Below are 14,416 nucleotides of genomic sequence, written 5' to 3'. Positions count from 1 at the left end.
TAGTTTAGTCTATAGTGCTAACAAATGCAAATGAATTATGCTTTATCTTCCACGATAATCGTCTCTTCTCTGCTTTTGAGCAGCTGCTGTTTTTCCACTAACAAAATCCTTATGGGCTTGCTGATTTTTTGCATAAGCTTGATCGCTTTGATGCTTATTAAAATTATCTTTTTTGGTAGCTTGTGTATATCGATCTTTTATTTTTGCATCTTTGTCTAGTTTAACACCAGCGTCTTTTGCCTTTGCTTCTATTTTTAATGCTTGTTCATAACCTTTTTTTGCTTTGTTCTTAAGTGCATTTGGTATTGTAGATTTTTGTTCTGAAGATGTGTATGTTTTACTACCTGTTGTTTTATTAAAAAATGGATTTACCTTTTCATTTTTAATATTTTTTATTATTTTTCCGGCTTTTTTTGCATCAAATTTTTCTACCATAACTTCCTCCAAAAATATAAGTTGAAATATACCTATAGTTGCATATCTTAGATTTTAAAGAAAGTTAATAGTTATGATATATTACAAAAAAGTTAAAAAATTTATATAATGTACTATAAAAATCTCATTACTTCTTCTGCGATGATCAATTCTTCATTTGTAGGTAAGGCGAAAACTTTAACCTTACTGTTTTCTGTACTTATTATATACTCGTTTTTTTGATTTTTTGCATCATCTATTTTAATACCGAGCCATAAAAGTTTATCGCTAATCATGTCACGTATTATAGCGGAATTCTGACCGACACCGGCAGTAAAGATTAAGCAATCAAGCCCCTCTAGAGCAGCCGCAAACTTAACATCAGGATTATTACTTGTAAGCAAAGTACGCATATCGGAACTTTCGCCCGATATGCCGAGCAATCCAGATTTTTTATATAGTAAATCGGTTATTTCTGCGGTGGTCATTTTTTCATGATCCAAAAGATATAGCACAACTCCAGGATCAAGGCTACCTGTTCTAGTTCCCATCATCACTCCATCAAGTACGCTAAAACCCATAGAACTAGCTAGACTTATACCATTTTTGATTGCACATAAACTACTACCGCTTCCTAAATGAGCTATGATAGTTTTTTCAGGTAAATCTTTTTGGGTCATTTCTTTAAAATGGCTGCTAACATATTTATATGATAAGCCGTGGAAGCCATAACGAATAACCCCTTTATCATAATATTTTTTTGGTAAGCCGAAAGCTTTTGCGATTGGTGGGTTGGTAAAGTGAAATGATGTATCAAAACAAGCTATATGATGGACTGCTTTGTATTTTTGGAGGAATAAATCTAATACTTTTAAATTATATGGTTGATGCAAAGGGCTTAAAGGGATTAACGCTTTTAAATCTTCACTAATTTTATGATCAATAAGAACGGGTTTATTGAAATTTTTTCCTCCATGGACAATTCTATGACCGGTAGCAATCAAATGTAAATCTTTCTGATTTCTCCACCAACTTTCAAAAAGCTCAATCATCGCTGAAATAGCATCGCCATTAATTTCAGTAATAGATTCCTGCTTCTTATTTATATGAAATACTATTTTAGTATCATTTTTTTCTAAAAAAATATTATAAATTTTATCTTTTATTTTCGTATCTTTAGTTTCAAAAACGGAAATTTTTAGACTAGACGAACCGGCATTAGCTATTAAAATAACATCTTTCATGCTAACTACCTTTCATTTGTACATGCAACTTAGCTTTAGAATGGTTATAAATAAACGAAGCAAGTACACAAAAAATCACACGCATATCCATAGGGTCGGATCTGCTGGTTAAAATAATCGGCACTTTAGCTCTAAGTACGATACCAGCCATAACTGCTTGACCTAAATATTTAAGCTGCTTTGCAAGCATATTACCCGACTCAAGATCCGGTACCACTAATATATCAGCATTCCCTGAAACAGATGAGCTAATACCTTTCGCCTCTGCTGCAAATAAAGATATAGCATTGTCAAAAGCAAGAGGACCATCCACTATAGCATTGGTGATTTGTCCACGATCTGCCATCTTAGATAGGCTAGCTGCATCAAGAGTAGTGGGGATTGCGGAAGTAACAGTCTCAACAGCCGATAATACTGCAACTCTAACCTGCTTATCTTCTTTTAGGATATGCATTAAATCTATAGCATTCTGCACTATATCACGCTTGTCCTCTAAGGTAGGGCGGATATTAATAGCAGCATCGGTAATGATAAAAGGTTTAGGGAAAGTTGCCACTGCCATTAAGAAAGCATGGCTTATTCGGCGTTCGGTACGTAAGCCGTTTTCTTTATGAACTACCGCTGACATAAGCTCGTCAGTATGTAGCGATCCTTTCATAATGGCAGCAACTTCTCTTTTCTTTGCAAGCTCTACAGCTTTTTTTGCTGCATCGTGACTATGCTCAACATTAATAACCTGATAATTAGCAAGGTCGACATTATTAAACGCCAGTTTAGGATAAGAGTGTAAGGAATAAAGATAATAAAGCAGGGTATTTACAAGAGAGGAGTGTTGAGTTACATAGATTTTGAATCAAAAAAATATGCACTCAACAATGAAAAGATGTATCATAACTCTATTTTGTATAATAGATAATTATTGTAAAGTTTACGAAGAATGGGAAGAAAGCAAATTAATACCCAGCGTTAGGAAGCGTAGGAGATCAGGGAGTTTAAGGCTTTCAGAACTATATAACTATAGTATTATATTTTTATATATCTCCATGCAAAGATTTTAAGAATTATTATTTATATCATCTATCATGTAAATATAGAGGATATTTTAGTCTTCCTAGTTACAGTCGGATAATCCAGTTGTGGCCAAGATTAGTATTACCTTTAACTATAATGTTACAATTATTTACAGGAGATGAGACTGGTATATATTTTGTTGATTCAACCAAATTATCGATATGTCATGCAAAACGTACAAATAATAATAAAGTGTTTAGTGGCATTGCTAAAATAGGTATGAGTAGTTACGGATGGTTTATGGGATTTAAATTACATATTGTAATTAATAATAAAGGTCAGATTATGGCAATTAAAATAACAAAGGGTAATGCTAGTGATTTATCTGCTGTAGACTCAATTACCAAAGGATTATGGGGTAAATTATTTGGAGACAAGGCTTATATTTCTAAGGAAATGTCCGCTAAATTATTTAGTCGTGGGCTACGGTTATTTACTGGGATTCGCAAGGATATGAAAAATCATTTATTATTAACCCACCAATTAAATACCTGACTTAAGAGGCATATTTAACATCATCGGCTTGGAACAATTTTTGTATATGTTTAGGATTGTTCTGTAAGCAACGTAAATAAGATTTAAGATTGTATTTTAACTCATCTTTTGTAAGAGGTATATGTTTTCTATTTACATTTCTTTTTAAGTCATTATTTAAGTATTCATCTGGATTATGTTGTGGAGTATAAGGAGGCAAAAAAAACAAAGAAATTTTATCTTTATGCTTATTTGTCCAGCTGTATACTTTTTTACTATGATGTACTTTTAAATTGTCTAATATTAAAAAGATCTTCCTTCTTGCAGATTTCACTAATCTTCTTAGAAATTCTATAAATATATCTGTTTTTAGTGTATCTTCATATAACATGAACCTTAGTTTACCATTGTTCGTAACAGTTGATATCATATTTATAGTAAATCGTTTTGATTTATGAATAACTACGGGTGTTTTGCCTTTTAAAGAATAGCTCTGTAACACCTGACATTCTGATTTTATACCCACTTCATCACACCAGTGTATTTCAGCTTGTTCCATTTGTGCTTGTTTTACTATTGCGGGATATTCTTCATCTAGCCATACTTGAACTTGTTTTGGCTGTTGCTCATAAGCTAATTTCTTTGGTTTTTGTGCAGTATATCCCCATCTTCTTAAATATTCTCCAATCGTACTTAATGGCAAAAAGAAACCACAGCATTTTTTAATCAGGGCATTAATAGCTTTTCTTGACCATAGTGCAGATTTGATATTGTGATCTTCTGGTCTAGAGTGATTTATATAATCTTGTATTTTTTTACCCAGCATTTCATTTATTATTCTTTTCTCTCCTGTCTTTCTTCCTCTAGACTTGCCAGTTATTGCATATTTATCACCTCTTCTTCTTTTGTTAACCCAGTTACTAATAGTCTGACGTGTTACTCCTATAAGATTTGATACATCTGATTGTTTTTCTCCTTTATCAATTGCTCTTAATGCAACTTTTCTTAAAGCTGCTTGTGCACTCGTTGATAATGTCCTAAAATCTTCTTTTTTTAGCATTATTTCATTCTAACATTATATTTTAGTATTTGCAACTATTATGTCAGGTATTTAATTGGTGGGTTAATATTTAATATTATATCGAGATTATTAATATAAATTATTGAAACTTTTTAATAGTAATTTATTCTTATAAATAGGATAAAAGTTGTTTTTATGCTTAAGTAACATTATAGTCTTGTACGAATATATATAGGAATATATAATTATTAATTAAGATATTTTAGTATTAAATTTTATGCTAGCAGAACAACAAACTGAGTGGATTATCAGTAACAACCTAGTAAATAAAGGTTGGCATATAGATAATGATGTTAAAAAAAATGTTTATTTTCAAAAGCCTAAATTAAAAACAGAACAAACTAAGTTAAAAGGAAAGCGACCAGATTATATTTTATATGAAAGTAACACTGATAGACCTATCGCAATAATAGAAGAAAAGAAAGCAGGTAAGGGTTTAACTCAAGCTTTAGAGCAAGCAGCAGAATATGCAAAATTGCTTGATATCCCTATAGTATTCGCAATGAACGGAGCTTATTGTGAAGCTCGTTTTGTCGCTAACAATAAAGAGCTTATATTAAACGGCGATGAAGTAAAAGAATTACTGCGTGAAAAAGAATTATTAGCTTTTATAGACGTAAATAGCCACGAAGCTTGGACTATACCTAAAGAGGTCAAAGTCTCACGTGAGGAGTTAATATCCGTATTTAAAAACTTAAATAACCTTTTAAGAAGCGAGGGGCTTCGAGCAGGGATAGAAAGATTTAGCGAATTTGCAAATATATTATTCTTGAAATTACTAAGTGAGAATAATGAAAAATCTTGGTGGAATAGCATCAAGGCTCAATCAGATGACGATATTATCGGTTACATTAACGGACATGTTATAGAACAAATTAAGAATAAATATGGTGGCGATGTTTTTACCCCTATTTCTCTAAGTAATTCTAGTACTCTACGCCATATTATCAACATAATTGATCCTCTTATTTTATCTTCAACAAATATAAAAGATAATGCGTTTGAGTATTTTTTAGAAAAAACTAGATCAACCTGTGATTATTTGGGTGAATATTTCACTCCTAAAAATATAATAAAGCTTACGATCAATTATGTAGACCCTAAATTTGGTGAAACAGTATATGATCCTTTTTGTGGCAGTGGAGGGTTTTTAACAGAAGCTTTTAAATATATCAAAGAAAATAATATAATTAATACCGATGAAGATTTAGAAAAACTAAAGCATAATACGTTATATGGGCGAGAAATAACTAAAACTGCTAGAATTGCAAAAATGAATACTGTTTTACAAGGTGACGATGGATATAGTGAAATCAAACAAGTAGATAGTCTAAGAAGTCCTTGCTACATCAGCTCCAAGACAAACCAACAATTAAAATTTGACGTAGTTGTTACTAATATGCCATATTTTAGCATGAGTAGTGATAATGACATTACACCTCTTTATTATAACAATATTGCTAAAAATAACGGTACTGCCGCTTGTGCCCTGCATTGTCTTCAAAATTTAAAAGAAGGCGGTAGAATGGCTTTGGTAGTACCTGAAGGTTTTTTATTTAGAAAAGATATTTCTGGCGTTCGTCAATTTTTATTGTCAAAAGCAAGATTACAAGCCGTTATTCTACTACCATATTTTTTACCTTATACAAGAGTAAAACCTTCCATACTTTATTTCACTGACGCACATAAACCTAATTACCAAAGATACTATTGGTTTTATGAAAAAAAAATACTAGTACCACCTCAAACAACAAAAAAAAGAAAAAATAATTCTTCCAATTTCAAAAAAGTCGTTGAAAATTCAAAAATTGATATGTTTGAATTTAGTTTTGAGAGGATAGACTTAAAAGAAGTAAAGAATAATAATTATAATTTAGTTGGCTCTGCATATAGAGATACTAAAAATATTATTCCTACTAACCAAAAAGATTGTTATAGAAAAAATCACACTACTTGGTAAAAAGATTTTAGCAACAACTAGATAGTCAAAAATAACTCTAATGCACACTACCTACCTAAAAAACTTAATTAGTTTTGAATCTCTAACTCCCCAAAGTAACGGAGCTATTGAATATATTGACAATTTGCTTAAAGAACATGGCTTTAAGACCGAGGTGAAAATTTTTGGTGAGACCGAGCAAGTTACTAATCTTTATGCTGTTTATGGCAATAGTAAACCTAATATTTGCTTTGTTGGGCATGTTGATGTAGTTCCTGCTGGTGATCCTAACCTTTGGTATAATTCTAATCCTTTCAAAGCTCATAAGCAGGACGGAAAAATATACGGCAGAGGGGCAGTTGATATGAAAGGGTCAATTGCATGTTTTCTAGCAGCTAGCTTAGACTTCATAAAAAATAATACCGATTTTGTAGGTTCGATTAGCTTTTTACTTACTAGCGATGAGGAAGGGAAAGCAAAGCACGGCACTAAGGAGATGCTACAATATATATATAATCAAGGACACGAAATTGATTTTGCTATTGTCGGCGAACCTACTTGTGAAAAAGAGATAGGGGATACGATTAAAATTGGCAGAAGAGGAAGTATTAATTTTAAGTTGGCTGTAAAAGGCTTAGGTGGGCATGTAGCTTATCCGCAAAAAGCAAATAATCCATTACCTTGCTTAATAAAAGTATTAAACGAGCTAACAAATATTAAGCTTGATAAAGGTACTGAATTTTTTCAAAGTTCAAACCTCGAAGTAACAAATATTGACGTTGGTAATAATACTACAAATGTGATTCCCGAAACAGCAATTGCACATTTTAATATACGTTTTAATAACTTGCATAGTGCAGAAACTCTAGCAAAACAGGTAGAAGAAATTATTAAACAACACTGCCAAAAGTATAAATTAGATTATACGCTAGAATATAATAGCTCTGCCGATAGTTTTATTCAAAATCCTAATGATAAGATAAAAGAATTTGCTACAATAGTAGAAAAAACTCTTAATATAAAACCAAATTTTTCTACAAGCGGCGGTACATCCGATGCAAGATTTGTTAAAAATTATTGCCCCTTAGTAGAATTCGGTTTATTATCAGACGCTGCACATAAAATAAACGAATATACCAAAATTAGCGATTTACAAAAATTATACGATGTGTATTATAATTTTTTAATGGAAACATTAAATGTTACTGGATCCCCGCCTATGCGGGAATGACATTAAAGTAAAATTGAACGATACAGCCAATTTTTCAAATACTATAAAAAATAATAGACGAAGTTTTATTTGGAAAAGAGCATGGAGTCTGATACTTTCGGAGCGGAGCGTACAATAGTACGTGAGCATCTGAGGATTTACAAAGACGACATAGCCAATTTTTCAAATAAAACAAGTATATGCGGATGTGATGGAACTGGTAGACATGCAAGATTTAGGTTCTTGTGCCGCAAGGCGTGGGGGTTCAAGTCCCTTCATCCGTACCACTTAAATTTTTTCTCATAAGAATAGTATTAAGGTTTTTATGCAGCAATTTAGTATTTATCAAACAAGTGATGAATTACTGCTGAAAGCAATTTTTCTTTTGATAGAGAAGTGTTATTATTCTGATCTTAAGAGCGTTGTACTTACTGTTGATACAGAGCAGCAAGAAATGCTAAATAAAAATCTTTGGACTTATTCCCGCAAACAATTTATCCCTCACGGCAGTAAAGTTGACCCGCAACCTGAAAAACAGCCTATTTACATTACTGATACACTACAAAATCCCAATAACGCTAGTGTGCTTATTATTATCTCACCGACTAACATAGAGAAAATTTTACAAGCTAAAGAGTATGTCAGCGATTTTAAAAGAATAATTATAATAACTGATTTACCGGAAGATTTAAAAAAGCTGAATTTAAAAATAAGCCAAATTACTAAACAGGAAAACACTATAGACTGTTTTACTCAAGATCAACGTGGTTCGTGGAATAAAATATGACATATTTAATTACTGATGAAGATATACAAGAAACAATATTTGTAGCTTCTAACAAAGAATTAAGCGATTCGATCATTGAAGGATTAAACACTCCTATAGAAAAATGCATCCCTATTAAGTTAACATAAAAAATATACTATCCAGCATATGATAGACTAATGCTTATGATCGTGGTGGTGAGTATAAAAGCCTAGAGATGAAAGGGCATTTGAGAAATCAGAGTTTGGAGCTATAGCATTTGGAGTTCCGGTGCAACATATATGACCATTCAAGCATATTACTTGGTCAGAATTTTTAATTACTGTAAATAAATCATGTGAAATCATGAAAACAGTAATATCTAGCTTCTTACGGATTAAACTAATAAGCTGATAAAATTCTTGCTGGCTTGTGACATCTAAAGATTGTAGTGGCTCATCTAAAATAATTAGATCTGGTTTGCTAAGCAAAGAAGATGCGAGAACTATCTTTTGAAACTGTCCGCCTGAAAGCGTAGAAATTTCTTGATCTTTTAAACGCTCCAAATCGATGAATGTGTGAATTTCTTTAATATCATTAGCAAGATTATTTGGTGCTAGTAAATCTAAGAACTTCTTTACTGTAATTGGCAAATCAGAACTTAAGTTAAATTTTTGCGGCACATAACCGATCTTTAATCTAGGATCAATTATAATCTCGCCACTTGTTGGTTTTTCAAGCCCAAGCATTAGCCTAACTATAGTAGTTTTACCTGCCCCGTTTGGTCCTATTAAAGTGGTAATATTATTTTTTTTAACAGTGAAACTAACGTTATTTATCGGTAACTTATTACCGAATTTTTTAGATACGTTATGAAATTCTATTATGGACTGCATGGACTAGTTTACTTCTGTTATCCCGTGGCTTCGATGTCATTCCCAGCAACAGCGGGAATCTAGTCAATTATCATTGTCATCCCGTGACTTGATCACGGGATCTTGTGCCATAGAATATGTCCTGAGATACCGCGGTCAAGCCGCGGTATGACAGACTTTTTTCTGGATTCCCGCCTTCGCGGGAATGACATAGAGAATTATTTACGTCGAGTAAATACCTATCAGCTCCGCCTGACCTAATAAATGCTTTGCAAAGCTAGTACTAAATCCTGCTTGCTAGCATTTTCTTCAAGTTCAAGATAATCATTTAAAGCATATAGCTTGAAAAAATACCGATGAGGCTTACCTGCTGGCGGGCATGGACCACCATATTTCTTTTCTTTCCAACCATTATTTAAAACTTTAATATCGTCATTTACTTCTCCTTCTTGGAGCTGCGTTATAGAAGCCGGAATATTGTAGATTATCCAATGATCCCATATGCCGTGCGGCGGTGCTAATTCTACCGAAGCATCTGGGTCATCCATAATTAAAACAAAAGATTTAGTATTTGAAGGGAAGCCGCTCCACTCTAAATGCGGAGAAATATTCTGACCTTTACAAGTAAATTTATCAGGAATACGCTCGTTATGCTTAAACGCCGTACTTGTTATTTCAAAAGTCATTGAAAACTCTTTTTGTTTATAACGTCATTGCGAGGAGAGGCAAAGCCTCGACGCGGCAATCTCGTAAAGTCTCCTGAGATTGCCACGCTCCTTGCAGTCGCTCGCAATGACGCTTCAATAATCAATTAACAACTTGCCATTGTCCATCAGGTTGACGGCAGGCAGTGCCATAAGCTTTTTGTTGTTTTCCGCCTACTACAACTGTTTGGGTATATTCACGGCAATATTGACCGGTATTGTTTTTATAAGCTTTGCTTGGTGTTACAGTACCATAATTACCATTATCAGGATTACGCCATTGTACACTGCTACCACTTGGTGCAGCTTCTAAAGCTCTTTGGGAGGTAAGCTCTGCAAGTTTTCTATCTTGTTCATCCATACCTGCACCAATTTGGTTACCAAGGATTGCACCAAGTAATGCACCTGCTCCTACTGCAGTAAGTCGTCCTGTACCACCGCCAAATTGAGAACCTAGTAATGCACCGGCTGTTCCACCGATTAGCGTACCACTACCTTGCTTATTCATGCCGCCCGGACCTTGGCATGCTTGCAACATTGAAGCTGCAAGTAATATAACAATAATTTTAGATATTATTTTCATATGATTTCTCATTTTAAAGTACTATATATAACTAATTATACGGTTTTTGGAATTTTGTAAAGTATAAACCTAATTCTAATTGAATTTTATATTTTCTTTGTTAAACTACTAAAAGGAATTGGAAATATTATTTATGGATATTAATAGTCGTAATTTATTAATAAAATCGGCATCTTACTTATCAGTTACTACGGCATTAATTATTCTAAGCGTAAAAATATATGCTTGGTTTGTGACTGATTCGCAATCAATACTTGTTTCTTTGATTGACTCAATGCTTGATATAACTTCTTCTTTTATAAATTTAATAGCTTTAAGATTTGCATTGCAACCACCAGATTATCATCACAGATTTGGGCATGAAAAAATGCAAGATTTAACACTTTTCTCTCAATCAATATTTTTCTTTGCATCAGCTTTTTTTGTCGGTTTTTCCTCTATCAAATCCTTGTTTGAAAAAACTAAACCAGAAAATATTAGCGATGGTACGATGATAATGTACATATGTATATTTTTAACAATTATCTTAGTGCTTTATCAAACCTATGTAATAAAAAAAACTAAATCAGATATAATTAAAGCTGATAAGCTACATTATTTTACCGATTTACTTACTAATGTTATAGTAATTATCTCTTTAAATTTAAGTGATCGTTTTTGGTTTGTTGATCCTTTATTTGGAGTGGTTATTGCATTATATATATTTCATACTTCTTATTCCTTATTTAAAAAAGCTTTTAAAAATTTAGTTGATCATGAATTACCAGAACAAGACAGACAAAAAATTATTGCAATAATTAATAAGCATCGTGGCGTGAAAGGTGTGCATGAAATGAAAACTAGATATGCCGCCCAAAAAGCTTTTATACAATGCCACTTGGAAATGGATGGCAATATGTCGCTTTATAATGCTCATGAAATTAGCGATGAAATTGCTTTTGATATATTACAAGAATTCCCTGACTCTGAAATAATAATCCATCAAGACCCTTATGGGGTGGAAGAGCATGTCAATTATCGTGAATATATTGTCAGATGAATTTTGATAATTTTTTTATGCGAGAAGCTTTAAAACAAGCAGAACTTGCTTTTAGTAAAAACGAAGTGCCGGTTGGAGCAGTTATTGTTGATAGAGAAAATCAGAAAATTATAGCTAAAAGTTATAACAACACAGAAGAAAAAAATAATGCTCTTTATCATGCTGAAATTATTGCAATTAATGAAGCATGTAAAATTATATCTTCTAAAAATTTAAGCAATTACGATATATACGTTACTTTAGAGCCTTGTGCTATGTGTGCTACAGCTATCGCTCATAGCAGATTGAAACGTTTATTTTATGGTGCTTCTGATTCAAAACACGGAGCAGTTGAGAGCAATTTGAGATATTTTAACAGCAAAGCCTGCTTTCACCGACCGGAGATATATAGTGGAATTTTTGCTGAAGATTCTGCCTTATTAATGAAAGAATTTTTTAAAAAGATAATAGACTAAGAAAACAACGTGCTACATGCGTTCAAATCAGTTTACTATTACTATATCAGTCAAAAGGTTTTACTATAACCATAATAACCGCAACAATCATGCAAATGGCAGGAATTTCATTTACTATGCGGTAAAATTTTTCTGAATGAACATTCTTGCCAATGGCAAAATCTTTTCGCCATCTTGCAAGTAAGCCATGAAATATTACTAAAATTAATACTGCAAACATCTTAACATGAAACCAAGCATCAAGGGCAGCAAATCCATAAATATAAGCATTTATTAAACCAAATATAAAGGTGCTAATCATTGCGGGATTCATGATGAATCTAAGGAGCTTTAATTCCATTATTTGGAAAGTTTTATCTGTTTCACTACCTACTTTGACCTTAGTATGATAAACATATATCCGTGGTAAATATAACAATCCTGCCATCCAGCATATCGCAGAAATTAAATGAATTGATTTAAACCATAGGTAGTAATTTGCCATTTTCTATCCTTGTTTTTATAATTTTTTATTTACTGGATTCCCGCATAGGCGGGAATGAGGTAAAGCACAAACATTTACTAAATTTATCAGGACATATTCTTTCACTATTACTACTAGCTACTAAAAAATCACCCTCTTTTTTATTAATAAATTTTAATAAAGTACTTGTCAAACTTTTAATAAAAATTTTATTTGTGCTAAGCGTCGCGATTCTATTATATTTTATTTTATACTTATCTGCAATTAACTTATATTCAATATCGAGCTCAACTAGTGTTTCTACGTGTTCAGAAACGAAAGCTATAGGCACAATTATTATATTTTTATTTTGCTTCCCTGCTATTTCTATTTCATCTTCTGTATTTGGCTTTAACCATTCTACAGGTCCTACTCTACTTTGATAAGTTACTTTATAATCTAGATCTTTTATATTTAACTCTTTAACTACTGCTTTTACTGTTTCTTCTACTTGAAAACTATATGGATCTCCTGCATCTATTATTTTTTGAGGCAAACCATGAGCTGAAAATAATATTCGAAAATTTTTATCAAATATTTTTTCTTTTATTAAAGCAGTATGAGCTTTTACAAAATTTTCTTCTACTGGATAACAACAAACAACTTTAACCGGAATATTAAAATCAAAGTTACTTAAAAAATTCTTTACCGATGAACCTGTAGTTGTTGTTGAGAATTGTGGATATAGGGGTAATAATATCACCTCTGTAGGATTATATTCTTTTATTTGCTTTATGGTTTCTTCTATTTTTGGTGAGGCATAACGCATATTTATAAAGATATTAAAATCTTCATTGGTAGCTTGTTTTAAATTTTCTGCCAATGCTAGTTTTTGTTTCTCTGTTTCTTCAAGTAAAGGCGATTTACCCCCTATTAGAGAATATATTTTTTGAGATTTCCTTTCTCTCGTTGTAGATATTAATTTAGTACTAATATAACGTAACGGGTTAGGTAGATTAATAATAGCTTTATCATAAAACAAATTAAATAAGAATGGCTTCACTGATTTAAGACTATCTGGACCACCTAGATTAAAAAGCACTATTGCTATTTTTTTTTTATTTATATTCATATTCCCTAATGCATTTTACTAAAAATTCTACATTTTCTGGCGGTGTTTCCGGTAAAATACCATGTCCTAAATTAAAAATAAAATTCTTATTTTCCATTATTGATAAAATTTTATGGATTTTTTCTTTTATTATTTTTTTATTAGTAAGCAATATTACCGGATCTAAATTACCCTGCACTATTACTTTATTACTCCACAATTTCATTTTCTCAAGCGGTATTAATGGATCAATAGCTAAAATATCTGTTGGTACTTCTTCTAAAAATTTTTCATATAAAAGCCCTGCACCTTTAGGAAAAGTAATAATAGGAATATTTGGAAAAGCTTCTTTTATATTCTTTATTATTTTCTTCGTTGGTCTTATCACAAAATCATCAAATTCTTCTTCCGGTAAAATACCAGCCCATGAATCAAAGATTTTTACTATATTTGCACCTGATTTTATTTGATTTATAAGATGATGAATTGTTTTTTCTGTAATAAACTCAAGTAATTCTTTTGCTAATTCTTCATTTTCATAAATAAATTTTTTGCTAACTCTAAAGTCTTGTTTACCTTTTCCTTCTAACATATAAGTCATTACTGTCCAAGGACTACCAGCAAAACCTATTAGAGAAGTAGATTTAGGTAATTCTTTCCTTACTTTTTTTACTATTTCATATACTTTTTCTAATTTATCACTTGAATTACTTTGTAAATATTTAAAATCTTCTTTTGATTTAAATTGCTTTAGTACTGGACCTATGTTTTCTTTAAAATCTACTTCCCAACCGAGAGCGTGCGGCAGTACAAGTATATCAGAGAAAATTATTGCTGCATCAAAACCAAAACGCTTTATTGGTTGTAGTGTTACTTTTGTTGCTTTATCTACATCATAACAAAATTCTAAAAAATTTTTTACCTCTTTTCTTACTGCCATATATTCAGGCAAATATCTACCAGCTTGTCGCATTAGCCAAATTGGTGGTTTATTATCTAATATTTTAATAGGATTGGAAATCAATGTCA

The 14,416-nt window shown here is 31.8% G+C and carries 14 protein-coding genes, 1 tRNA gene and 3 pseudogenes; 8 read left to right on the top strand and 10 right to left on the bottom strand.

Translation table 11 applies throughout. The features are described from left to right. Positions 1–42 precede the first annotated feature (42 nt). The 3 genes and pseudogenes from AAGD54_RS00090 to AAGD54_RS00080 form a co-directional block, all read right to left on the bottom strand. The gene (locus AAGD54_RS00090; RefSeq protein ID WP_341794688.1) at positions 43–435 is read right to left on the bottom strand and encodes a hypothetical protein; all 393 of its coding nucleotides are present in this window, start codon (positions 433–435) and stop codon (positions 43–45) included. Positions 436–548: 113 nt separating this feature from the next. Beyond that, entirely contained in the window at positions 549–1,658 is a 1,110-nt protein-coding gene (locus AAGD54_RS00085; protein WP_341794687.1) for an acetate/propionate family kinase, read from the bottom strand. A 1-nt stretch (position 1,659) separates the two neighbouring features. Then, positions 1,660–2,421 (bottom strand): annotated as a pseudogene (locus AAGD54_RS00080) (phosphate acetyltransferase); the annotation flags it as partial. 248 nt (positions 2,422–2,669) lie between these two features. Between AAGD54_RS00080 and AAGD54_RS00075 the strand changes: the two are divergent. Next, on the top strand, positions 2,670–3,224 hold the full coding sequence (locus AAGD54_RS00075; RefSeq protein WP_341795220.1) for an IS982 family transposase: 555 nt from the start codon (positions 2,670–2,672) through the stop codon (positions 3,222–3,224). 1 nt (position 3,225) lies between these two features. Here the strand turns inward: AAGD54_RS00075 and AAGD54_RS00070 are convergent, their stop codons facing one another. Next, positions 3,226–4,263 (bottom strand): IS630 family transposase, encoded by a 1,038-nt coding sequence (locus AAGD54_RS00070; protein ID WP_341794233.1) that lies wholly within the window; start codon positions 4,261–4,263, stop codon positions 3,226–3,228. Between the two features lie 238 nt (positions 4,264–4,501). Between AAGD54_RS00070 and AAGD54_RS00065 the strand changes: the two genes are divergently transcribed. From AAGD54_RS00065 to AAGD54_RS00045, 5 genes are all read left to right on the top strand, one after another. After that, a complete protein-coding gene (locus tag AAGD54_RS00065) occupies positions 4,502–6,244 on the top strand; it encodes a class I SAM-dependent DNA methyltransferase (protein WP_341794686.1) in 1,743 nt (580 codons plus the stop codon). A gap of 40 nt (positions 6,245–6,284) precedes the next feature. Then, entirely contained in the window at positions 6,285–7,454 is a 1,170-nt protein-coding gene (gene dapE, locus AAGD54_RS00060; RefSeq protein WP_341794685.1) for a succinyl-diaminopimelate desuccinylase, read from the top strand. 181 nt (positions 7,455–7,635) lie between these two features. Beyond that, positions 7,636–7,720: transfer RNA gene (locus AAGD54_RS00055), tRNA-Leu, on the top strand. 38 nt (positions 7,721–7,758) lie between these two features. After that, positions 7,759–8,220 carry a DNA polymerase III subunit chi gene (locus AAGD54_RS00050; RefSeq protein ID WP_341788610.1) on the top strand — a complete coding sequence of 154 codons (462 nt, stop codon included), beginning with the start codon at positions 7,759–7,761 and terminating at the stop codon, positions 8,218–8,220. Further along, positions 8,217–8,348 (top strand): hypothetical protein, encoded by a 132-nt coding sequence (locus AAGD54_RS00045; RefSeq protein ID WP_012152315.1) that lies wholly within the window; start codon positions 8,217–8,219, stop codon positions 8,346–8,348. Before AAGD54_RS00050 ends, AAGD54_RS00045 begins: the two co-directional genes overlap by 4 nt. A 27-nt stretch (positions 8,349–8,375) precedes the next feature. Here AAGD54_RS00045 and AAGD54_RS00040 read toward each other — a convergent pair whose 3' ends face one another. The 3 genes and pseudogenes from AAGD54_RS00040 to AAGD54_RS00030 all read right to left on the bottom strand — a co-directional run bounded on the left by AAGD54_RS00040 (position 8,376) and on the right by AAGD54_RS00030 (position 10,340). Next, the gene (locus AAGD54_RS00040; protein ID WP_341794684.1) at positions 8,376–9,074 is read right to left on the bottom strand and encodes a metal ABC transporter ATP-binding protein; all 699 of its coding nucleotides are present in this window, start codon (positions 9,072–9,074) and stop codon (positions 8,376–8,378) included. Positions 9,075–9,275: 201 nt separating this feature from the next. Next, a pseudogene (locus AAGD54_RS00035) lies at positions 9,276–9,739 on the bottom strand (YbhB/YbcL family Raf kinase inhibitor-like protein). Between the two features lie 121 nt (positions 9,740–9,860). After that, the gene (locus AAGD54_RS00030; protein ID WP_341794683.1) at positions 9,861–10,340 is read right to left on the bottom strand and encodes an RT0821/Lpp0805 family surface protein; all 480 of its coding nucleotides are present in this window, start codon (positions 10,338–10,340) and stop codon (positions 9,861–9,863) included. A 133-nt stretch (positions 10,341–10,473) separates the two neighbouring features. On the opposite strand from AAGD54_RS00030, the gene AAGD54_RS00025 reads away from it, so the two are divergent. Both AAGD54_RS00025 and AAGD54_RS00020 read left to right on the top strand, forming a co-directional pair. Beyond that, complete coding sequence (locus AAGD54_RS00025) at positions 10,474–11,379, top strand: cation diffusion facilitator family transporter (RefSeq protein ID WP_341795219.1); 906 nt, start codon at positions 10,474–10,476, stop codon at positions 11,377–11,379. Next, on the top strand, positions 11,376–11,834 hold the full coding sequence (locus AAGD54_RS00020) for a nucleoside deaminase (protein ID WP_341794682.1): 459 nt from the start codon (positions 11,376–11,378) through the stop codon (positions 11,832–11,834). Before AAGD54_RS00025 ends, AAGD54_RS00020 begins: the two co-directional genes overlap by 4 nt. Before the next feature lie 46 nt (positions 11,835–11,880). Here AAGD54_RS00020 and hemJ read toward each other — a convergent pair whose 3' ends face one another. The 3 genes and pseudogenes from hemJ to hemE form a co-directional block, all read right to left on the bottom strand. Continuing rightward, the gene (hemJ, locus tag AAGD54_RS00015; protein WP_341788605.1) at positions 11,881–12,318 is read right to left on the bottom strand and encodes a protoporphyrinogen oxidase HemJ; all 438 of its coding nucleotides are present in this window, start codon (positions 12,316–12,318) and stop codon (positions 11,881–11,883) included. Positions 12,319–12,343: 25 nt separating this feature from the next. Then, positions 12,344–13,408, bottom strand: a complete 1,065-nt coding sequence (gene hemH, locus AAGD54_RS00010; RefSeq protein ID WP_341794681.1) for a ferrochelatase — start codon at positions 13,406–13,408, stop codon at positions 12,344–12,346. 30 nt (positions 13,409–13,438) lie between these two features. Beyond that, positions 13,439–14,380, bottom strand: a pseudogene (gene hemE / locus AAGD54_RS00005) (uroporphyrinogen decarboxylase); the annotation flags it as partial. Between the last annotated feature and the right edge of the window lie 36 nt (positions 14,381–14,416).

This window comes from Rickettsia endosymbiont of Rhinocyllus conicus, from assembly GCF_964026465.1.
Lineage (GTDB): Bacteria > Pseudomonadota > Alphaproteobacteria > Rickettsiales > Rickettsiaceae > Rickettsia.
Note: the sequence above shows the minus strand (reverse complement) of the source record. Positions and strands in the feature narration are given on the sequence as shown.